At 72.1% G+C, this 20,090-nt stretch carries 17 protein-coding genes; 11 read left to right on the forward strand and 6 right to left on the reverse strand.

From position 1 onward, the window contains the following. The first annotated feature begins 4 nt into the window (after positions 1 to 4). From RM788_RS13465 to RM788_RS13490, 6 genes are read left to right on the forward strand one after another with little or no spacing between them, the layout of a single operon-like run. Positions 5 to 4,135, forward strand: coding sequence for a beta-ketoacyl synthase N-terminal-like domain-containing protein (locus RM788_RS13465; protein ID WP_315931976.1), 4,131 nt, complete (start codon positions 5 to 7; stop codon positions 4,133 to 4,135). After that, the gene (locus RM788_RS13470) at positions 4,132 to 4,446 is read left to right on the forward strand and encodes an acyl carrier protein (RefSeq protein WP_315931977.1); all 315 of its coding nucleotides are present in this window, start codon (positions 4,132 to 4,134) and stop codon (positions 4,444 to 4,446) included. Before RM788_RS13465 ends, RM788_RS13470 begins: the two co-directional genes overlap by 4 nt. Beyond that, positions 4,443 to 5,243: an alpha/beta fold hydrolase gene (locus tag RM788_RS13475; protein WP_315931978.1), complete on the forward strand. Its 801-nt coding sequence runs from the start codon at positions 4,443 to 4,445 to the stop codon at positions 5,241 to 5,243. Before RM788_RS13470 ends, RM788_RS13475 begins: the two co-directional genes overlap by 4 nt. Further along, positions 5,240 to 6,370, forward strand: a complete 1,131-nt coding sequence (locus RM788_RS13480; protein WP_315931979.1) for a glycosyltransferase — start codon at positions 5,240 to 5,242, stop codon at positions 6,368 to 6,370. Before RM788_RS13475 ends, RM788_RS13480 begins: the two co-directional genes overlap by 4 nt. Before the next feature lie 7 nt (positions 6,371 to 6,377). After that, positions 6,378 to 8,108: an ABC transporter ATP-binding protein gene (locus RM788_RS13485; RefSeq protein ID WP_315931980.1), complete on the forward strand. Its 1,731-nt coding sequence runs from the start codon at positions 6,378 to 6,380 to the stop codon at positions 8,106 to 8,108. Between the two features lie 29 nt (positions 8,109 to 8,137). After that, positions 8,138 to 9,454, forward strand: coding sequence for an MFS transporter (locus tag RM788_RS13490; protein WP_315934628.1), 1,317 nt, complete (start codon positions 8,138 to 8,140; stop codon positions 9,452 to 9,454). Here the strand turns inward: RM788_RS13490 and RM788_RS13495 are convergent. Beyond that, on the reverse strand, positions 9,427 to 10,083 hold the full coding sequence (locus tag RM788_RS13495) for an NAD(P)H-binding protein (protein WP_315931981.1): 657 nt from the start codon (positions 10,081 to 10,083) through the stop codon (positions 9,427 to 9,429). The genes RM788_RS13490 and RM788_RS13495 overlap by 28 nt on opposite strands. A gap of 34 nt (positions 10,084 to 10,117) precedes the next feature. Continuing rightward, positions 10,118 to 11,995: an intein-containing Rv2578c family radical SAM protein gene (locus RM788_RS13500; RefSeq protein WP_315931982.1), complete on the reverse strand. Its 1,878-nt coding sequence runs from the start codon at positions 11,993 to 11,995 to the stop codon at positions 10,118 to 10,120. Between the two features lie 48 nt (positions 11,996 to 12,043). Between RM788_RS13500 and pnuC the strand changes: the two genes are divergently transcribed. Both pnuC and RM788_RS13510 read left to right on the forward strand, forming a co-directional pair. Beyond that, complete coding sequence (pnuC, locus tag RM788_RS13505) at positions 12,044 to 12,682, forward strand: nicotinamide riboside transporter PnuC (protein WP_315931983.1); 639 nt, start codon at positions 12,044 to 12,046, stop codon at positions 12,680 to 12,682. Continuing rightward, positions 12,679 to 13,758 (forward strand): AAA family ATPase, encoded by a 1,080-nt coding sequence (locus RM788_RS13510; protein WP_315931984.1) that lies wholly within the window; start codon positions 12,679 to 12,681, stop codon positions 13,756 to 13,758. The genes pnuC and RM788_RS13510 overlap by 4 nt, the downstream gene beginning before the upstream one ends. On the opposite strand, the gene RM788_RS13515 is transcribed toward RM788_RS13510, so the two are convergent. After that, positions 13,755 to 14,450 carry a nitroreductase family protein gene (locus RM788_RS13515; protein WP_315931985.1) on the reverse strand — a complete coding sequence of 232 codons (696 nt, stop codon included), beginning with the start codon at positions 14,448 to 14,450 and terminating at the stop codon, positions 13,755 to 13,757. The two genes, RM788_RS13510 and RM788_RS13515, sit on opposite strands and share 4 nt — an antisense overlap. A 98-nt stretch (positions 14,451 to 14,548) precedes the next feature. On the opposite strand from RM788_RS13515, the gene RM788_RS13520 reads away from it, so the two are divergent. Next, positions 14,549 to 15,904, forward strand: coding sequence for a YibE/F family protein (locus RM788_RS13520; RefSeq protein WP_315931986.1), 1,356 nt, complete (start codon positions 14,549 to 14,551; stop codon positions 15,902 to 15,904). On the opposite strand, the gene RM788_RS13525 is transcribed toward RM788_RS13520, so the two are convergent. Beyond that, a complete protein-coding gene (locus RM788_RS13525; protein ID WP_315931987.1) occupies positions 15,898 to 16,260 on the reverse strand; it encodes a DUF1304 domain-containing protein in 363 nt (120 codons plus the stop codon). The two genes, RM788_RS13520 and RM788_RS13525, sit on opposite strands and share 7 nt — an antisense overlap. A gap of 162 nt (positions 16,261 to 16,422) precedes the next feature. Between RM788_RS13525 and RM788_RS13530 the strand changes: the two genes are divergently transcribed. Continuing rightward, a complete protein-coding gene (locus RM788_RS13530) occupies positions 16,423 to 17,286 on the forward strand; it encodes a spermidine synthase (protein ID WP_315931988.1) in 864 nt (287 codons plus the stop codon). 294 nt (positions 17,287 to 17,580) lie between these two features. Here the strand turns inward: RM788_RS13530 and RM788_RS13535 are convergent, their stop codons facing one another. Continuing rightward, on the reverse strand, positions 17,581 to 18,735 hold the full coding sequence (locus RM788_RS13535) for a N(5)-(carboxyethyl)ornithine synthase (RefSeq protein WP_315931989.1): 1,155 nt from the start codon (positions 18,733 to 18,735) through the stop codon (positions 17,581 to 17,583). A gap of 164 nt (positions 18,736 to 18,899) precedes the next feature. On the opposite strand from RM788_RS13535, the gene RM788_RS13540 reads away from it, so the two are divergent. Further along, entirely contained in the window at positions 18,900 to 19,061 is a 162-nt protein-coding gene (locus RM788_RS13540) for an RGCVC family protein (protein ID WP_315931990.1), read from the forward strand. Positions 19,062 to 19,066: 5 nt separating this feature from the next. Here RM788_RS13540 and RM788_RS13545 read toward each other — a convergent pair whose 3' ends face one another. After that, positions 19,067 to 20,011, reverse strand: coding sequence for a threonine ammonia-lyase (locus RM788_RS13545; RefSeq protein ID WP_315931991.1), 945 nt, complete (start codon positions 20,009 to 20,011; stop codon positions 19,067 to 19,069). Positions 20,012 to 20,090 lie beyond the last annotated feature (79 nt).

A 20,090-nucleotide genomic window follows, 5' to 3' on the forward strand; every position in this document is an offset into this window, starting at 1 on the left:
GACGATGACCACCCCTGTCGCCATCGTCGGCATGTCGGTGCTCATGCCGGGAGCGCCGGACCTGGACACCTACTGGCGCAACATCACCACCGGCGTGGACGCCATCACCGACGTCCCCGCCGAGCGGTGGGACGCCGACTACTACGAGCCGGACCTGGAACGCCGGGCCGACCGCGTCTACTGCCGCCGCGGGGGTTTCGTCGACCCGCTGGCGGAGGTCGACGTCATGAGCTTCGGGATCATGCCGAACTCCGTGGCGGGCACCGAACCCGACCAGCTGATCGCCCTGCACGTCGCCGCGGCGGCCATCGCCGACGCGGGCGGCGACACGTGGCTCCCGCCCGACCGCGAGCGGGTCGGCGTGATCCTGGGCAGGGGCGGCTACCTCACGCCCGCGCTGGCCAGGCTGGACCAGCGGGTGCGGACCGCGCGGCAGCTCGTCCGCACGCTGGGGCAGCTGATGCCGGAACTGGGCGACGAGAAGCTGGAGCAGGTGCGGCAGGCGTTCAGCGACCAGCTCGGCCCCGACTCCCCCGAGTCCGCGATCGGGCTGGTGCCGAACCTGGCCGCGTCGCGCGTGGCGAACCGGCTCGACCTGCGCGGCCCCGCCTACACCGTGGACGCGGCCTGCGCGTCCTCGCTGGTCGCGGTCGACCACGCGGTGCGGGAGCTGGCCGACCGGCGCTGCGACGTGATGCTCGCGGGCGGGGTGCACCACTGCCACGACATCACGCTGTGGAGCGTGTTCACCCAGCTCGGCGCCCTGTCACCGAGCCAGCGGATCCGGCCGTTCCACCGCGGTGCCGACGGCGTGCTGATCGGCGAGGGCACCGGCGTGGTCGTGCTCAAGCGGCTGGCCGACGCCGAACGCGACGGCGACCGGGTCTACGCGGTGATCACCGGGACCGGGGTGGCCAGCGACGGCCGCACGGCCAGCCTGGTCAACCCGGACACCGGCGGCCAGGTGCGCGCGATCCGGCAGGCGTGGCTCGCGGCGGGCACCGATCCGGCGCTGCCGGGGTCCATCGGGCTGCTGGAAGCCCACGGCACCGCCACCCCCGCGGGCGACACGGCCGAACTGGCCACGCTCGCCGAGGTGTTCGGCCCCGCGTCGGCGACCGACCGGCCGGTGATCGGGTCGGTGAAGTCGATGATCGGCCACACCATGCCCGCCGCCGGGGTCGCGGCGCTCGTGAAGGCGGCTTTGGCCGTGCACCACGGGATCCTGCCCCCGACCCTGCACTGCGACGACCCGAACCCCGCGCTGGCGGCGACCCGGTTCGAGCCGATCGCCGAGGTCCGGCCGTGGATCGGCGAGGTGCGGCGGGCGGGCGTGAACGCGTTCGGGTTCGGCGGCATCAACGCGCACGTCGTGCTGGAGCAGGCGCCCACCAGCAGGCCCGGCCCGGCGTCCGTGCGCGAACCCGAGCGGGTGCTGCGGCTGTCCGCGTCCTCGCCGGGGCACCTGGCGGCGATGCTCGACACCGACGACGCGACGGTGCTGGCGACCGGCCTCGACGAGCGGGAGGCCGCCACCGGCCCGACCCGGCTCGGGATCGTCGACCCCACCCCGAAACGCCTCGCCCTTGCCCGCAAGGCCGTGGCCAAGGGCGCGGGCTGGCGCGGCCGCAACGACGTGTGGTTCGCCCCGAAACCCCTGCTGGGCAACGGCGGCGGCAAGCTCGCGTTCATCTTCCCCGGCCTGGAGGCGGAGTTCGCGCCGTCCGTGGACGCGCTCGCCCGCCGCTTCGGCCTCGACTGGAGGTCCGACGCTCCGGTCGGCGACGTCGGCAGGCACGGCAAGGGCGTGTTCCAGCTCGGCAGGCTGCTCGACGCGGTGCTGCGGCGGCTGGGCGTGCGGCCGGACGCGGTCGCGGGCCACAGCGTCGGCGAGTGGACCGCGATGGCCGCGGGCGGGATCCACGCGGGCCACCAGGTGGACGCGTTCCTCGACCGGTTCGACCCGGACGCGCTGCGCGTGCCCGGCCTGGCGTTCGCGGTGCTCGGCGCCCCGGCGGACCGGGTGCGGGCGGCGCTGGCGAACCAAAGCGAAGTCGTGCTGTCCCACGACAACGCGCCTAGCCAGTCGATGATCTGCGGGCCGTCGGACGCGGTCGGGGCGCTGGTGCTGCGGTTCCGGGCCGACGGCGTGATCAGCCAGGTGCTGCCGTTCCAGTCCGGCTTCCACACGCCGATGCTCAAGCCGTACCTCGCGCCGATCCAGCGCGCGGCGGAGACCTACGACATCAACCCGGCGCGCGTGCCGGTGTGGTCGGCCACGACCGCTGCCGAGTTCCCGACCGCCCCGGACGACGTGCGCGACCTGTTTGTGCGGCACCTGCTGGAGCCGGTGCGGTTCCGGCCGATGATCGAGGCCATGCACGCCGCCGGGTTCCGCGCGTTCGTGCAGCTCGGCGTCGGCCAGGTGGGCTCACTGGTCGCGGACACGTTGCAGGGCAAGGACAACCTCGTGGTGTCGACGCACTCGCCGCACCGCGACGGGCTCGACCAGGTGCGCCGGGTCGTGACCGCGCTGTGGGCCGACGGCGCCGAGCCGGACGTCAGCGCGCTGCTGCCGACGACTCCCCGCCGCAGGACGCCGGTCCGGCTCGACCTCGGCGGGGCGCTCATCTCGCTCGACTCCCGCACCAGGCTGCGGATGCCCGGTCAGGCGTCCGCTTTGGACGGTCTGGTCGACGGGTCGCCGCTCGCGGCCGAGTTGTCGTCGCTGCTGCGGGACACCGCGGACGTGGCCGCCGAACTGCTCACCGCCCGCAGGCCCGCGCCCGCGCCGACCCGGCTCGACAGCGTGCTGCGGGTGTCGGTCGACACCATGCCGTACCTGCTGGACCACTGCTTCTTCCAGCAGCGCCCCGGCTGGCCCGACCACGTCGACAGCTGGCCGGTCGTGCCCGCGACGACGGTGATCGGCCACCTGATGGCGTTCGCCGAGCAGGCCGCTCCCGGACGTCGGGCCGTCGCGGTGCACGACGTGCGGCTCAGCCAGTGGATCACCGCCATCCCGTCGGTGGACGTGCCGGTCAGCGTCGTGCCCGCGGGTGACGACCGGGTGCTGGCCTCGTTCGACGGCTACTCCCGCGCGGTGGTCGAACTGGCGGCGGAGTTCCCGGCCGGCGCGCCTTCGCCTTGGAAGTTCACCGACGAGCGCACGCCGGACCTCACCGCGCGCGAACTGTACGACGAGCGCTGGATGTTCCACGGCCCCCGGTTCCAGGGGGTCGAGGAGCTGACCGCGATCGGCGCGGAGCACGTGCGGGCCGAGCTGGTCACGCCCGCCGCGCCCGGCGCCCTGCTGGACAACGTGGGCCAGGTCCTCGGCTACTGGATCATGGCGTCGCTGCCCGACCGCACGACGGTGTTCCCGGTGGCGATCGGGCGCATCCGCTTCCACGGCGAACACCCCGCCGCGGGCGAGCGGCTGGAATGCCTGGTGCGCATCACGTCCGTGACCGACACGGCCCTCACGGCGGACATGCAGCTGGTGCGCGCCGGCCGGGTGTGGGCGGAGTTCGACGGCTGGACGGACCGCCGGTTCGACAGCGACCCGAACATCCGGGCCAACGACCGAGCCCCCGGACGCAACACGCTGTCCACCGTCGAGGACGGCGGGTGGACCCGCGTGCACGAGCGGTGGCCCGACCTGGCGACCCGCGAGCTGATCATGCGCAACCAGCTGGGCAGCGCGGAGCGCGAGCAGTACGACGCCGAGTCGCCGCGCGGCAAGCGGCGGTGGCTGCTGGGCCGGATCGCCGCGAAGGACGCCGTGCGCCGCTGGATGTGGGACCACGGCGAGGGCGAGGTGTTCCCCGCCGAACTCCTGTTGCGGGACAGCGGGATCGTGGGTGTGCACGGGCGGAAGGCCCCTCCGCTGACCGTCTCGGTGGCCTCCCACGGGGAACTCGGCGTCGGGATCGCACGACGCGGCCGGTGCGGCATCGCCGTCGAGCCTGCGGACGATCCGGACGCGGAGGCCAAGGCGAGGGCGGCCGCGGTGGAGGCGTTCGGAGTGCCCTCCGAGGTGCGGTGCGCGCGGATCGTCAACCCGCCGGGTCTGCCGGCGAGGGAGTACATCGTGGCCTGGACGGCCGACGACGAACAGGAGACAACGACATGAGCGTCGACACCACCGCGCCGGTTACCGAGGGCACCGTCCTGGCGGAGATCTCCGGGATGCTGCGCGTCCTGCTCGACGAGTACGGCCTGGACGACGTCGGGATCACCATGGACACGAAGTTCCACGAGGACCTGGAACTGGAGAGCATCGACCTCGTGGCGCTGTCCGCGGACCTCAAGGACCGCTACGGCGACGAGGTCAACTTCGCCGAGTTCATCGCGGGCTTCGAGCTGGAGGAGATCATCGCGATGACCGTCGGCCAGCTGGTCGACCACGTCGTGGTGTCGCTGCGCGAAGCGGCCCGCGGATGACGAAGATCCTCGCGGGCGACCTCGACACCCACGTGCAGCGCCTGCCGCCGACGATCCCGGTCGACGGCGAGGCGCCGGTCGTGGTGTTCATCCACGGCCTGCTCACCGACAGCCTGGCGAGCTACTACTTCACCCTCGGCCCCGCGTTCGCCGCGGCTGGCGTGGACGTCGTCATGTACGACCTGCGCGGCCACGGCAAGTCCGACCGGCCCGCGACCGGGTACCAGCTGGAGCGGTTCGTGGCCGACCTGGTCGCGCTGCTGGACGCCATGGACATCACCCGGCCGGTGCACCTGGTCGGCAACTCCTTCGGCGGCAGCATCGCCTTCGGGCTCGCAGCGGCGCACCCCGACCGGGTGGCCACGGTGATCGCGATCGAGGCCGAGCCGCCCGTCCGGGCGTGGACCGCGCGGATGGCCGAAGGCCTCGACCTGGCCAAGTCGCAGCTCACCCAGGACGCGGTGATCGACTGGATCGCGGTCAACAACGGCAAGCACACCGCCCGGCTGTCACGGGCCGCGGGCAGGCTGCTCCAGGCGACCTCGATGCTGGAGGACATCCCCGTCAGCGACACCATCGCCGACGACCTGTCCGCCATCAGGTGCCCGGTGCTGGCGATCTTCGGCGCCGATTCGGGGCTGTCGCGGCAGGTGCCGTACTTCGAGTCCTCCCTGTCGTCGTGCCGCACGGTCGTGCTGCCCGACCAGGGCCACTCGGTGCTGATCGAGCGCACCGCCGAGACCCGCGACGCGATCCTCGGCTGGGTGCGCGACCACGCGCTGGGGCGGGTCGGGTGAGCCGGTTCCTGTTCGTGGTCCCGCCGCTGGTCGGGCACGTCAACCCGACGGTCGGCGTGGCCGCGGAACTGGTCGCGCGCGGCCACGTGGTCGCGTGGGCCGGACACCACGACGTCGTGCGCAAGCTGGTCGGCGACGACGCCAGGGTGTTCGACTGCGCGTCGCCCGAGCTGGTCGCGCGCGGCTCCGACCTGACCGGCCCCGCCGCGTTCCGCTTCCTGTGGCAGGACTTCCTGCTGCCGCTGGCCCGCGCGATGGACCCCGGCGTGCGGGCGGCGGTCGCGGAGTTCGCGCCGGACGTCGTGGTCGCGGACCAGCAGGCCGTCGCGGGCGGCCTGGTCGCCGACGGACTCGGCCTGCGGTGGGTCACCTCCGCCACGACGTCCGCCGAACTGGTGGACCCCCTGTCCGGGATGCCGAAGGTGAAGGCGTGGCTGGCCGAGCACATCGACGGGTTGCGCGGCGGCCGGACCGGCCCGGATCCGAGGTTCTCGCCGCACGGCGTGCTGGCGTTCACCACCCGTGAACTGCTCGGGCCCGTCGAGCTGCCGCACGACGACGTGTGGCTCGTCGGCCCCTCCGTCGAACCACGACCGTCTACATCGGACTTCCCGTGGGAGTGGATAGCCGAGGGGACGCCGACCGTGCTGGTCGCGCTCGGCACCGCCAACGCCGAGGCGGGCCACCGGTTCCTCGCCCAGGCCGCGCAGGCGTTGTCGCGCCTGCCCGTCCGGGCGGTGCTGGTCGACCCGGACTCCTCGCTCAGCGAGGTGCCGGACAACGTCCTGGTGCGGCGGCACGTCCCGCAGCTCGACCTGCTCCCCCGCGTCGACGCCGTGGTCTGCCACGCGGGCCACAACACGGTGTGCGAATCCCTGTGGCACGGCGTCCCCCTGGTCGTCGCGCCGATCCGCGACGACCAGCCCATCGTCGCCGGGCAGGTGGTCGACGCGGGCGCGGGCGTGCGGGTGCGCTTCTCCCGCGCCACCTCCGCCCACCTCGCCGACGCCATCACGACCGTGCTCGACGACGCCAACGGCCACCGCCGGGCCGCGGCGGCCGTCGGCGACTCGTTCCGCGAGGCGGGTGGCGCCTCCCGCGCCGCCGACCACCTCGAGAAGGTGTGAGGACCCCATGCCCGGATCACTCGGCACACTGCTGTCGTACGCGAAACCGCACCGCCCGGTGCTGCTGTCCACGCTCGCGCTGACGCTGCTGGCCAGCGCGTGCGGACTCGCCCAACCGCTGGTGGCGCAGGACGTGCTGACCGCGCTCGGCACGGACGCGAGCGTCGCCGGGCCGATCGCCGCGCTCGCCGCCCTGCTGCTCGCGGGCGCGGCGCTGACCGGCGGCACGTCGTGGCTCCAGCAGCGCACGTCGGAGAGCGTCGTGCGGGACGTGCGCAAGGGCCTGGTGTTCCGGCTGATCCGGCTGCGCGTGCCGGAACTCGACCGGCGGCCACCGGGCGACCTCATCGCGCGGGTCACCTCGGACAGCACGCTGCTCCAGAGCGCGGCCACCGAAGGCCTGATCATGGTGGTCAACGGGGCGCTGACGCTGGTCGGCGCGATCGTGCTGATGGGCACGCTGCACCTGGGCCTGCTCGGCGTCACGCTGCTGGTGCTGGTCGCCGTCGCCGCGGTCCTGACCCTCGTGCTCCCCCGCATCCGGGAGGCCGTGGCGCGGGCGCAGGAGTCCGTCGGCGCCATCGGTGCCACGCTCGACCGCACGCTGGGCGCGGCGCGGACCGTGAAGGCCAACGGCGCGGAGGACCGCGAGACCGCGCTGGCCGAGGGCGCCGTGGACGAGGCGTACCGGGCCGGGCTGGTCGGCGCGCGGTACGCGGCGATCGTCAGCGTCGTGTCCGGCGCGTCCATCCAGGGCGCGTTCCTGGCCGTGCTCGGGTTCGGCGGGATGCTGGTCGCGTCCGGGGAGCTGTCCGTGGCCGCGCTGATCGCCTTCCTGCTCTACGTGTTCTTCCTGGCCGGTCCGATCGCGTCGCTGATCGGCGGCGCGAGCAAGATGCAGCAGGGCCTCGGCGCGGTCGGCCGCATCGAGGAGGTGCGGGACATGCCGATCGAGGACGACGTGGCCGCGCTCGTCGCGCTGCCCGACGGCCTGCCGCCGCCCGCGATCGAACTGCGGGACGTGCACTTCTCCTACCCCGGCCGCACCCCCGCGCTCAAGGGCGTCTCGTTCGTCGTCCCCGGCGGCACGCAGACCGCGCTGGTGGGGCTGTCCGGCGCGGGCAAGACCACGATGTTCGCGCTGCTCCAGCGGTTCTACGACCCGTCCGGCGGCGCGGTGCTCCTCGACGGCCAGGACGTCTCCGCGCTGACCCGCGCCGAAGTGCGCCGCCGCATCGCCTACGTGGAGCAGGACGCCCCCGCGATGGCCGGGACGATCCGCGACAACCTGCTGTACGCCGCGCCCGAGGCCGGTCCCGACGACATCGCCGAGGCGCTCCGGGTGACCTGCCTCGACCAGCTCGTCGACGGGCTGGCCGACGGCCTGGACACCCCGGTCGGGCCGCGCGGCGTGACGCTGTCGGGTGGCGAGCGGCAGCGGCTGGCCATCGCGCGGGCCCTGCTGCGCAAACCGCAGGTGCTGCTGCTCGACGAGGCCACCGCCCAGCTCGACGCCCGCAACGAGCAGGCGCTGCGCGACGCCGTGACGCAGGCCGCGCGGCGGTGCACCGTGATCCTGATCGCACACCGGCTGTCCACCGTGACCGAAGTGGACCAGATCGTGGTGCTGGAGCACGGGGTCGTGCGCGCACGGGGCACGCACCGGTCCCTCGTGGACGACGACGAGCTGTACCGCGAACTCGCGTCGACCCAACTGCTTGCCGATGCTATGGAATAGTCGGGTGCGTGCCCGTACGCAAAACGCTTGTGCTCGCCATCTGCTGCATGAGCCTGTTCATCGTCGGTCTCGACGCGACGATCGTGAACCTGGCCCTGCCGTCGATCCGCCAGGACCTCGGCGCGTCCGTGACCGGTCTCCAGTGGACGGTCGACGCGTACACGCTCGTGCTGGCGGCGCTGCTGGTGCTGTCCGGGTCGATGGCGGACCGACTGGGCAGGCGGCGGACGTTCCAGGCGGGGCTGGTGCTGTTCAGCGCGGGCTCGCTGCTGTGCAGCGTCGCACCGAACGTCGGGCTGCTGATCGTGTTCCGGATGGTGCAGGCGGCGGGCGGGTCGATGATGAACCCGGTCGCCATGTCGATCATCACCAACACGTTCACCGAGAAGCGTGAACGGGCTCGCGCGATCGGGGTGTGGGGCGGGGTCGTCGGCCTGAGCATGGCCGCCGGGCCCCTGGTCGGCGGACTGCTGGTGCAGACGATCGGCTGGCGGTCGATCTTCTGGCTCAACGTGCCCGTCGGCGTGCTCGCCGTCGTGCTGACGGCCCTGTTCGTCCCCGAGTCCCGCGCCGACCGCCCCCGCAGGCTCGACCCCCTGGGTCAGGTGCTGGTCGTGCTGATCCTCGCGGGCACGGTGTTCGGCATCATCGAGGGCCCCGGCGCCGGGTGGGGGTCGCCGCTGATCGTCGGGAGTTTCCTGGTCGCGGCGCTGTCGTTGGCGGGACTGCTGCGCTACGAGCCCCGGCGTGAAGACCCGCTGCTGGAACTGCGGTTCTTCCGCAGCGTGCCGTTCTCGGGTGCCACGGTGATCGCGGTGTGCGCGTTCGCCTCGCTGGGCGGGTTCCTGTTCCTGAACAGCATCTACCTCCAGGAGACGCGCGGGTTCTCCGCGCTGCACGCCGGGCTGCTCACGCTGCCGATGGCCGCGATGACGGCGGTGTTCGCGCCGATCTCCGGGCGGATCGTCGGGACCTGGGGCGCACGGGTGCCGCTGGTGGTCGCCGGGATCGGGCTGACCGTCGCCGGCGTGCTGCTGACCCGCGTCGACCCGACCTCGCCGATCGCGCTGCTGATCGTGGCGTACACGGCGTTCGGGATCGGGTTCGGGGTGGTGAACGCGCCGATCACGAACACCGCCGTGTCCGGGATGCCCAAGGAGCAGGCCGGGGTCGCCGCGGCCATCGCGTCGACCAGCAGGCAGGTCGGGGCGGCGCTCGGCGTCGCGCTGATCGGCGGGTTCGCGGGCAGCGCCGTCGGGTGGTGGATCGTGGTCGGCTGCGGTGTCGCCGTGGGTGTCCTCGGGGTCGTGACGACGAGTCAGCGGGCGTTGAAGTCCGTGCTGTAGTGGATCTTCTTGGCCGGGCTGGTGCGGGCCACGTCCAGCATCGCCAGGCCGAGGTTCTCCGTCGTCGTGGTCGCCTTCGGCAGCACCCTGTGCAGCAGCGGGTACGCCTTGGACACCACGGCGTAGATCGCCTTCATCCACGGCACCTTCGGCGTGACGCCGTGCAGCGCCTGGATGTAGCCGGGGCGGAACGCGTACCCGCGCAACGGCAGCGCCATGACGTCGTTCTCCGTCTTGCCCTTGACCCGCGCCCACATGGAGCGGCCCTGCTCGGTGCTGTCGGTGCCCATGCCGGAGACGTAGACGAACGTGGAGTCGGGGTTCACCTCGGCCAGCGTGCGCGCGGCGGCGAGGGTGAAGTCGTAGGTGACGCGGGTGTACTCGGGCTCCTTCATGCCGACGGAGGAGACACCCAGGCAGAAGAAGCAGGCGTCGTAGCCGGTGAGCTGTTCCTTGACGCCGGAGAAGTCGGCGAAGTCGCGGTGCACCAGTTCGGTGAGCTTCGGGTCCTGCCTGCCGGTGGGGGTGCGGACGATCGAAAGGACCTCGGTCACGTCGGGGGCGAGCAGTGATTCGCGCAGGACGCCTTGGCCGACCATGCCGCTGGCACCGAAGAGGATGACCTTCATGTGCGCAGGCTAGTGCGACGGCCGTGACCACGCTCTAGAGCAGCGTCAGCTGGTCCCGGTCGATCCCCCGCTGCGTCGGGACGCCGTCGGGCAGGGCGCCGTCCGGCCAGCGGCCGTCGCCGTCGCCGGGGACGCCGGTCGCTTCGCGGTTCGGCTTCGGCGCGAGGCCGTGCTTGCGGAGCAGCGGCTTCAGGTGGGCGTCGAGCCAGGTGCGGTAGCGCTTGTCGGCGTAGCTGCCGCCGCCGTAAAGGTTGCGGTAGCCGTCCAGCAGGTCCGGGTGCTCGCGCAGCAGCCAGCGGGCGAACCACTCGCGGGTGCCGGGGCGCAGGTGCAGGGCCAGCGCGGTGACACCGGTGGCGCCGGTCTCGGCGATCCGGCCGAGCAGGGCGTCCAGGTGTTCCTTCGAGTCCGTCAGGGCGGGCAGCACGGGGGCGACGAACACGCCGCACGGCAGGCCCGCGTCGCGGACCCGGCGGATGAGGTCGAGGCGGGCCTGCGGGCTCGGGGTGCCGGGTTCGAGGGACTGCTGGAGTTCGCGGTCGAGCAGGGCGAGGGAGACGCCGACGCCCACCGGCACGGACTTGGCCGCTTCGGCGAGCAGGGGCAGGTCACGGGCCAGCACGGTGCCCTTGGTGAGGATGGAGAACGGGGTGCCGGATTCGGCGAGCGCCTTGATGATGCCCGGCATGAGCCGGTAGCGGCCCTCCGCGCGCTGGTACGGGTCGGTGTTGGTGCCCAGGGCCACGTGCTCGCGCTGCCAGCGCGTGGAGCGGAGCTGCCGGGTGAGGACCTGGGCGGCGTTGACCTTCACGACGACCTGGCTGTCGAAGTCGTGGCCCGCGTCGAGGTCGAGGTAGGTGTGGCTGTCGCGGGCGAAGCAGTTGTGGCTGACGACGCCGTTCGCGACGAAGTCGCCTGTGCCGGTGGTGATGTCGAACAGCTGCCGGTCCTCGCCGAGCGCCCGGATCCCGACGACGCCGATCGCGGTGTCCACCGGGGCGCCGGTGATCGTGCGGGCGCTGCTGCGGGCGGGATCGACGGTGTGGCAGAAGCGGAGGGCCTCGACGGCGCCGCCGCGCAGGCTGGTGACGCCGTCCTCGACCGTGCAGTCGAAGTCGAGGCGCTTGAGGCCGAGCACGACGGCGTCCACGACCGGGTGGTCCGTGCGGATGCGCAGGACGCCGTCCTCGCATTCGCCCGCCGCGTCGAACACGCCCGAGAGGAAGCCCTTCGTCCAGTCGTCGCGGGGCTCGACCGGCCACTCGACGCGGTCGCGGTCGGCCACCGCGTACCGCTCGGCGCGGTCGAGCGCCTCCGGTCCGGTGGCGAGACCACCGCGCACGACGCCCCACAGGTACCCGTTGCGGTAGTCCGCCGTCTCCGCCGGGCCCTCCGCGAACCCGCCGAGGCCGACCAGCCGGTCGCCCACAGCCAGCCGCGGACGTTCGCAGCGACCCGCGGCGACGTGCTTCCAGCCGTCGGTGGTGAGGAACCGGTGGTCGGCGCTGGAGACCAGCTCGGCGCCGTCCTCCAGCAGGACCCGGAAGGCGAGCTTCACGGTCCTCCAGTGCGCGAGGACCGGGGTGCGGACGTACCGGCCGTGCTCCGTCCCGCACACCTCGTCGCCGACCTCGACGTCGACGAGCGGCTTGGCGCGGCCGTCGGCCATCAGGATCGGCGTGTCGCCCGCCAGGCAGTAGGTGCACCCGTGGGAGCAGCCGCGATAGGGGTTGACCGTCCACTTGAACGGCATCGGGGACGAACCGGGCACCTTGTTGAGCACGGACTTGGCGTGCACCTCGTGGAACACCACGTCGGCGAACTCCGGAGTTCGTACGCTGCGCACGAGCCCCGGCAACCCCGGTAGCGCCTGCTGAGGCGCCGCCCCGTCCTTCTGCCCGTCCCATCGCATGCCGCCATTCGAACACTTGTTCGAACAGACGTCAATCGGAGGAGCACCGTGTCGCTGCTCGACGTGGTCCTGATCCCCTTCAACACCACCGCCGTCACGTTCGCGGGCGCGCCCACGAGCTGGGGCGAGGTCATCGGGTTCGTCACCGGCGCGCTGTGCGTGTGGCTGGTCGCCCGGCAGAACGCGTGGAACTGGCCGATCGGCATCCTGAACAACCTGGCGTTCCTGGCGCTGTTCGCGACCGGCGGCCTCTACGCCGATTCCGGGCTCCAGGTCGTCTACCTCGGGCTGGCGCTCTACGGCTGGTGGTCGTGGCTGCGCGGCGGCGTCCGGCGCACACCCCTGCCGGTCAGCCGCACGACACCCGCGCAGTGGCTGTGGCTGGCCGTCGCCGGGGTCGTGCTGACCGGGCTGCTGGTGTGGATCCTGACCGCCTACACCGACTCGACCGTGCCGTGGGCGGACGCGTTCACCACCGTGCTGTCATTGCTCGCGACGTGGGGGCAGACGCGCAAGAAGGTCGAGTCGTGGTGGCTGTGGATCGCCGCCGACATCATCTACGTGCCGCTCTACGCCTACAAGGACCTGTGGCTGACCGCGATCCTCTACGTCGGGTTCATCGCGCTGTGCGTGCTCGGCCTGCGGTCGTGGTCGAGGGACCTGCGCGGGGAGTTGGTCGCGGCATGACCCGGTTCCGGCACGCCCTCGTGCTCGGCAAGTTCTACCCGCCGCACGCGGGCCACCACCACCTGATCCGCACGGCCGCCGCGCGCAGCGACCGCACGACCGTCGCCGTCCTCGGCTCCAGCGCGGAGTCGATCCCGTTGGCCGACCGGGTGTCCTGGCTCGCCGCCGAGCACTCGGCCGACCCCGGCGTGGTGGTCGTCGGCGACCTCGACGACCACCCGATGGACTTCGAGGACGACGCGATCTGGCAACTCCACATCGGCGTGACCCGATCGGTCCTGACCCGCCGCGCGATCCTCGACGGCGACCCGTCCGGAGCGCCGGTGGACGCGGTGTTCTCCAGCGAGGCCTACGGCGACGAGCTGGCGAAGCGGCTGGGCGCCGAACACGTCTCCGTCGACCCGGCCCGGTCGGCGTTCCCGGTGTCCGGCACGGCCGTCCGGGAGGACCCGCAGGGCAACTGGCGACATCTCGCCACGGCCACCAGGCGCGGGCTCGCCGCGCGGATCGTCGTGGTGGGCGCGGAGAGCAGCGGCACGACCACGCTGTCCCGCGCTTTGGCGGCGAGGCTGGGGACGCCGTGGGTGCCGGAGTACGGGAGGACGCACACCGAGCTGAAGTTGGCGGCCGCGCGGGCGTTCGATCCGGACGCCCGACTGGACAGTCTGGTGTGGACGGTCGGCGACTTCACGGACGTCGCCGTGCGGCAGCAGGCGGACGAGGACGCGGCTGTCGACGGGCCGTTGCTGGTGTGCGACAACGACGCCTGGGCGGCGACCGTGTGGGGACACCGGTACCTCGGGGCGCCGCACGCGGACATCGCGCCGGGGGCTCGGAAACCCGCGCTGTACCTGCTGACCGACCACGTGGGGGTGCCGTTCGAACAGGACGGGTGGCGCGACGGGGAGGAGCTGCGGGACTGGATGACGGAGCTGTTCACCGCGGGGCTGGCCGAGCGCGGGGTGCCGTGGCGGCTGGTCACCGGCACACCGGGGGAACGGCTGGCGCAAGCGTTCGCGGCGACGGCGGAGGTGCTCGACGAGCACTTCCGGTACGCGGTCCCGCTGGGCGGCTAGACGGTGAAGACCACCTGGTCCATCGACTTGCGGACCAGGTTGGGCACCACGCAGTCCTCCGCCGGGTACCCCACCGGGATCACCGCGAACGCCTTCTCGTTGCGCGGTCGCTCCAGCACGTCCGCGAGGAGCCGCGTCGGCGACGGCGCGTGCGTCAACGCCGACAGCCCGGACAGGTGCAGCGCGGTCAACAGCATCCCGACCGCGATGCCGACCGACTCGTCCACGTAGTAGTGCTTGCGCGTGCTGCCGTCGGGTTCGAGGTAGAACCGCTGCTGGAACACGACGACGAGGTAGGGGGCGTCGGTGAGGTGCGACTTGTGGTCGTCCGTCCCGAGTGGACGGAGGGCGGCCAGCCACTGCTCGCCGGGCCTGCCCCGGTAGGGGACGCGCTCCTCGGCCTCGGCGGCCTCGCGGATGCGGGCGCGGACCTCCTTGTCCTTGACCACGACGAAGGTCCACGGCTGCTGGTGCGCTCCGCTGGGCGCGGTCGAGGCGACCGCGATGGCGTCGAGCACCAGCTGTTCCGGCACGGCCTCCTTCGAGAACATCCGCACGGTGCGCCGCTCGTCCATGCGGCCCCTGAGCCAGGCCGCCGTGCGCAGCGACTCCTCGAGCGGGAGCCGCGCGGGCCGGTAGGGCACCGGCGCGTAGTCGAGTCCGTGGTCGGGCGTCCACCGTGTGCTCGTCACGTCACCGAGTGTGGCCCCGCGCGCCCGTCCAGCAGAACCCCTGACCCGTGGGCGGCCGTGTGGCGGGGCCCCCTAGTCCGTCGTGAATGATGGGCCCCGTGGAGGACAAGCTGCCGACCGGACGCCGTCGACGCCGAGCCCAGCCGAGCACCGGTCATGGCCACGGCCACGGCCACGGTCCGGCGGCACCCGCGTCCAGACGGGTCCGCAAGCTGCTGCTGATCCTGCTGCTGCCGCTGGTGCTGGCCACCGTGGTGGGCGCGCTGGTGCTGTACCCGTTCGGCCACGACCAGAAGACCGGCGCGCAGCTCGGTCTGCACCAGACGCCGGTCAAGGCCGACGTGACCGGTGTGGTGCAGGGGTCGTGCGGCGGGCAGGCGGGCACGGGCACCTGCTTCCTGGTCACCGTGAAGACGACCGACGGCGCCGCCGAGGGCACGACGCTGACGCTCCCGGTGCCGGACGAGCCCGCGACGCCCAAGTTCACCGTGGACGACGCCGTGGTGCTGGCCTATTCCGGCGCCGACCCGAAGAACCCGCAGTCCTACCAGGTCGTCGACTTCCAGCGCGGGCTGCCGCTGACGCTGCTCGCGGTGCTGTTCGTGCTGGCCGTGCTGGTCCTCGGCCGCAAGCAGGGCCTGGCCGCGCTGGGCGCGCTGGTGCTGAGCTTCGTGGTGCTGATCATGTTCGTGCTGCCCGCGATCCTGGCGGGCGAGAACCCGCTGACCGTGGCCGTGGTGGGCGCCGGGCTGATCATGTTCATCGTGCTGTACCTGACGCACGGGCTGACCGCGCGGACGTCCACGGCGGTGCTCGGCACCCTGGTCAGCCTGGTGATCATCGGCACGCTCGGCGCGCTGTTCTCGGCGTTCGCCAGGCTCACCGGGCTGGACGAGGAGACGGCGAACGTCATCGCGCTGCTCGGCCACGGCATCGACACCCGCGGGCTGCTGCTGGCCGCGGCGCTCATCGGCGCGCTCGGCGTGCTGGACGACGTGACCGTGACCCAGACCAGCGCGGTGTGGGAACTGCGGCGGGCGAACCCGTCGCTGACCACCCGCGAGCTGTACACCGCGGGCCTGCGGATCGGCCGCGACCACCTGTCGTCGGTGGTGAACACGCTGGTCATGGCCTACGCGGGCGCCGCGCTGCCGGTGCTGCTGGCGTTCGCGCTGTCCGGGCGCGCGCTCGGGGAGATCCTCACCGCGCAGCAGGTCGCCCAGGAGATCGTGCGGACGCTGGTGGGCAGCATCGGCCTGGTCGCCGCGGTGCCGGTCACCACGGTGCTGGCCGCGATCGTGGCCGCGCGCGAACCCGTGTCCACTGTGGAAGAACCGGAGCCGGAACCCGACCCGGTCGCCCCTCGATCGAGGAGGCGACCGGTCGCGCGGTTGTCCGGTGACATCCACACCGGGTACGACCCGGACAAGGGGCCGTGGCGACGGCCTCAGTGAGCGATCAGCACCGCGACGAGGGCGATCGCCGCGGGCAGCGCCTGCACGAAGATGATCCGCTTGCTCGCGGTCAGCGCGCCGTAGACACCCGCGATGATCACGCACACCAGGAAGAACACCGCGAACTGGAACGACGGCTCGCCGTCGACGACCAGCGAGTACAGCAGGCCCGCACCCAGGAAGCCGTTGTACAGCCCCTGGTTCGCGCCGAGCGCCTTGGTCTCCTTCGCGTACTCCTCGGTGAACCCGAAGGCCTTGATGCCGCGCGGCTTGTCCCAGAGGAACATCTCCAGCACGAGGATGTAGAAGTGGATGATCGCCACCAGGCCGACCAAGATGTTCGCCACGATCTGCACGGGGTTCCTCCAGGGTTGAGCGGGCGCCGGCACGTATCGTGACAGCGCGTGCCCGTTCCGGCTCGACCCGGTCTCCTATTAGGGGGTTCGGGCAGCCGATCCGGGGGTGTTCGGGCAGACCGGCCGTCCGGCCGACCTCCGGGGATGGCGGATACTGGGGTCGTGGCACGCGGTAGGAACACCCCCCAGACGCTGAGCGAACAGGTCGACTCCGGCACCGCCGAACTGTCCCCGGACCCCGACCGGCCGAACGCCTGGCTGCTGCGGCTCAACGGGACCGCCCAGTCCCACGTGGACCTCGACGACCCGACGCACCTCGAGTTCGAGTACGTCCAACGACTCGCGCACCTCGTCGACCTGCTGGCACCGACCGGCAAACCGGTGCGCGCGCTGCACCTGGGCGGGGGTGGATTCACGCTGCCGCGGTACATCGCGGCGACCCGGCCGCGGTCGACGCAGCAGGTGGTGGAGATCGACGGGGCGCTGATCGAGCTGCTGCGGAGGGCGTTGCCGCCGGAGAAGAACGCGCGGATCCGGATGCGGAACGGGGACGCTCGGGAGGTGATGTCGCGAGCGCCTGACGAGACGTTCGACCTGGTGGTGTCGGATGTGTTCTCGGGGGCTCGGACGCCTGCGCATTTGACGTCGGTGGAGTACGTGCGGGAAGCGGCTCGGACGATGGTCGCTTCGGGGGTGTACGCGTCGAACATCGGGGATGGGAACGCGTTGGTGTACGCGCGGGCGCAGGCGGCGACCGTGCGGGCGGTGTTCGAGCACGTGGCGGTGATCGCTGAGCCGGGGATTTTGCGGGGGCGGCGATTCGGGAATCTGGTGATCCTGGGGTCGCGGGTGGAGTTGCCGCTCGAGCAGTTGGTGCGGAGGACGGCGGGGGATCCGTTTCCGGGGCGGGTGGAGCACGGGGGGTCGTTGGTGAAGTTCATCGGGGGGGCGAAGGCGACTACGGATGCGACGGCTACGCGGTCGCCCAGTCCGCCGCCTGGGACTTGGGGGTTGCCGGCGGAGTGAGGGGTGGGGGGTGGGGGGTGGGGTTTCGGGAAGAACGGAGCCCGGCCCCGTGCGCGCGATTGTCTCAATGTTCGACCTTGGTTTGTCAAGGCGGGAAAGATGCCTTGACAAACCAAGGTCGAACAGGAGGGCGCTGTGTATCGGGGGCAGTGGGAGGTCTGGCTCCGGTCAGCGTCAGCTGGGCCGATCAGGGCACCTCGCTGCGCGTCGACAAGGCGGCGGGCGCTCCGCGCCGGGTGCGAGGGGGCGGCTGCGCCGATGGGGGTCGGGTTGTGCCCGGCAAGGCTCCCGTGGTTAGTACGGGTAGTCGGCGGGGCGGTTTTGGAAGGCGAGGATGGCTGGGTTGCGGATGGTGCCGTTGGCGATCTCGATGGCGCGGCGGATGGTTTCGTCGGTTTCCCAGGCGTCGGGGCCTGAAAGCACGGTGCGGATGTGCGGGAGCAGGGCTTCGCTGATTTCCCAGCTGGCCGAGTTCCACAGGTGGGAAGGGCTGTGGTCCACGCCGTAGTAGGTGATGTTGTCGCCGACCACGAAGGTCGGGGCGGCGAAGGTGGTGGGCCTCGCCCAGCTGAAGCCCATGCCCTCGTCGCAGGAGACGTCGACGATGAGGGTGCCCGGCGGCAGGGTGGGGAGGTCTTCCTCGATGAGGAAGGTCAGCGGGGCGGCGGTGTCCTGGAGGACGCAGTTGACGATGATGTCGTGGCCCGCCAGGAACTCGGCCAGCGGAACGCGGCCCTCTTCGGTGTCGGCGTGGCTGCGGCGCGGGTCCTCGTCGTCGTGGTCGAACTGGACCATGACGGCGGAGGGGATCGGGGAGCTGACGGCGGCCACGTCGCGGTTGGTGAGGACGTGGACGTCGTGCACGCCGAGGGCGTTCAGGGCGGTGACGGCGCCGCGGGCGGTGGCGCCGAAGCCGATGACGACGGCGCGCATGCGCCTGCCGTAGTCGCCGGTCGAGCCGACCTGCTCCAGGGCGTGCAGCACGGAGCAGTAGCCGGCGAGTTCGTTGTTCTTGTGGAACACGTGCAGCCCGAAGGAGCCGTCGCCGTTCCAGTGGTTCATCGCCTCGAACGCGATGATGGTCAGCCGCCGGTCGATGGCGGCCTGGGTGAGCTTCTCGTCCTGCACGCAGTGCGGCCAACCCCAGAGGGTCTGCCCGTTGCGCAACTCCGCCACGTCACCGGGCAGCGGCTTCGCCAGCAGCACGACGTCGCACTCCGCGATGAGCTCCTCACGGGTGCGCAGGCCCGCGACCTGCGACGCGAGCCGCTCGTCGGACACGCCGAAGCGCTCGCCGTAGCCGTGCTCGAAGTAGGTCACGGCACGCAGGTCCGCGTCCATCCGGTCAACGTGCAACGGGTGGATCGGCAGTCGGCGTTCATTCTCCTTGCTCGACCGAGAGATTACTCCGAGAGTAAGCAGGTCCACCTGAATCCCCTTTTCGCGCACGACCAAAAGCCTGATCGCATGACTGTTGACCAGCTGTAATCTGGTCTGGCTGACGATACGCCATTTTACGCGGGCCAGCCGGGTGGCGTTTTCGGTCCTGACGTAGTGTTCGAGGTGGAAATCGAAAACGGCTTCGGCCGAAAAACGCAGTTGGGAACGGTGAAATGACCACCTCAGGACGACATACCGCCGAGATCACCCCGCCCGCCGCCACGGCGTGCGCGGCCTGCGCCCACCCGCTGGCGGACCACGACGCCCTGGGTGTGCGGTTCTGCACCGCGTCGGCCGCCTCGGGCCTGTCGCGCGGCTGCATCTGCGGCAAGTAGCGGCTCTAGACCGATCCGGCGAGCGCGGCCAGGCCGGTGTTGCCCCCGGACAGGACGAACGCGGTGACACCACCGGCGGGCGGCGTGACCAGACCGGATCGGATTGCGGCGAGCCCGACCGCGGCGGACGGCTCGACCAGCAGCTTCGTGGCGTCGACGACGCTCCACCAGGCGTCGCGGATGGCGTCCTCGGTGACCTCGACGACCTCGTCCACGTACTCCTTGACGTGCGCGAACGTCTTGATCCCCGCGAACGGCGCCGCGAGCCCGTCGGCCAGGGACACCGGGCGCATCGGCAGCGGCGCGGCCCCGCCCATGCGCAGGGCGTGGCTCATCGCCGGGGCGGTCACCGGTTCGACGCCGATCACCACGGCGTGCGGCGCGAGCGCCTTCACGGCGGCCGCCACCCCGCTGATCAGCCCGCCGCCGCCGACCGGCACGAGCACGAGGTCCGGCGTCGGGCCGTCCTCGATCAGTTCGAGGCCGACGGTGCCCTGCCCGGCGATCACGTCGAGGTCGTCGAACGGGTGCAGCAGCGGGTAGCCGCGTTCGGTGGACAGCGCCTCCGCGTCGATCAGGAGGTTCGGCGTGAACGCGATCTCGCCGCCGTACCGGCGCACCGCGTCGACCTTCGCCGGGACCGCTCCCGGAGGCATGCAGACGACCACCCGCACCCCGAGCAGCCGCCCGGCGCACGCCGTCGCCGCCGCGTGGTTGCCCGCGGAGAACGTCACCACACCGGAGGGCAGCAGGCCGCGTTCCTGCTTGCGCAGCAACGCGTTCAGCACCCCGCGGATCTTGAAGCTGCCCGCGTGCTGGAGGTTCTCCGCCTTCGCGAACACCCGTGAGCCCAGCTCCTCGGACAGCCGCTCGACCTCCAGCAGCGGCGTGCGCACGACCCGTCCGGCGATCCGGTCGGCCGCTGCCCGCACATCCTCGATGGTCACCACGCGACCAACCTAGTCGTCGCAGGTGAACGGACGGCAGACAGCGAACGGGCGGATCCCGCGGAGCCCGGCGGGTGCGGCC

The organism is Umezawaea sp. Da 62-37 (genome assembly GCF_032460545.1).
GTDB lineage: Bacteria > Actinomycetota > Actinomycetes > Mycobacteriales > Pseudonocardiaceae > Umezawaea.

Bases quoted from the DNA above. Each gene is read 5' to 3' on its own strand.
- RM788_RS13465 (WP_315931976.1), top strand. From the start codon at position 5: ATGACCACCCCTGTCGCCATCGTCGGCATGTCGGTGCTCATGCCGGGA.
- RM788_RS13470 (WP_315931977.1), top strand. From the start codon at position 4,132: ATGAGCGTCGACACCACCGCGCCGGTTACCGAGGGCACCGTCCTGGCG.
- RM788_RS13475 (WP_315931978.1), top strand. From the start codon at position 4,443: ATGACGAAGATCCTCGCGGGCGACCTCGACACCCACGTGCAGCGCCTG.
- RM788_RS13485 (WP_315931980.1), top strand. From the start codon at position 6,378: ATGCCCGGATCACTCGGCACACTGCTGTCGTACGCGAAACCGCACCGC.
- RM788_RS13495 (WP_315931981.1), bottom strand. From the start codon at position 10,083: ATGAAGGTCATCCTCTTCGGTGCCAGCGGCATGGTCGGCCAAGGCGTC.
- RM788_RS13500 (WP_315931982.1), bottom strand. From the start codon at position 11,995: ATGCGATGGGACGGGCAGAAGGACGGGGCGGCGCCTCAGCAGGCGCTA.
- RM788_RS13510 (WP_315931984.1), top strand. From the start codon at position 12,679: ATGACCCGGTTCCGGCACGCCCTCGTGCTCGGCAAGTTCTACCCGCCG.
- RM788_RS13540 (WP_315931990.1), top strand. From the start codon at position 18,900: ATGACCACCTCAGGACGACATACCGCCGAGATCACCCCGCCCGCCGCC.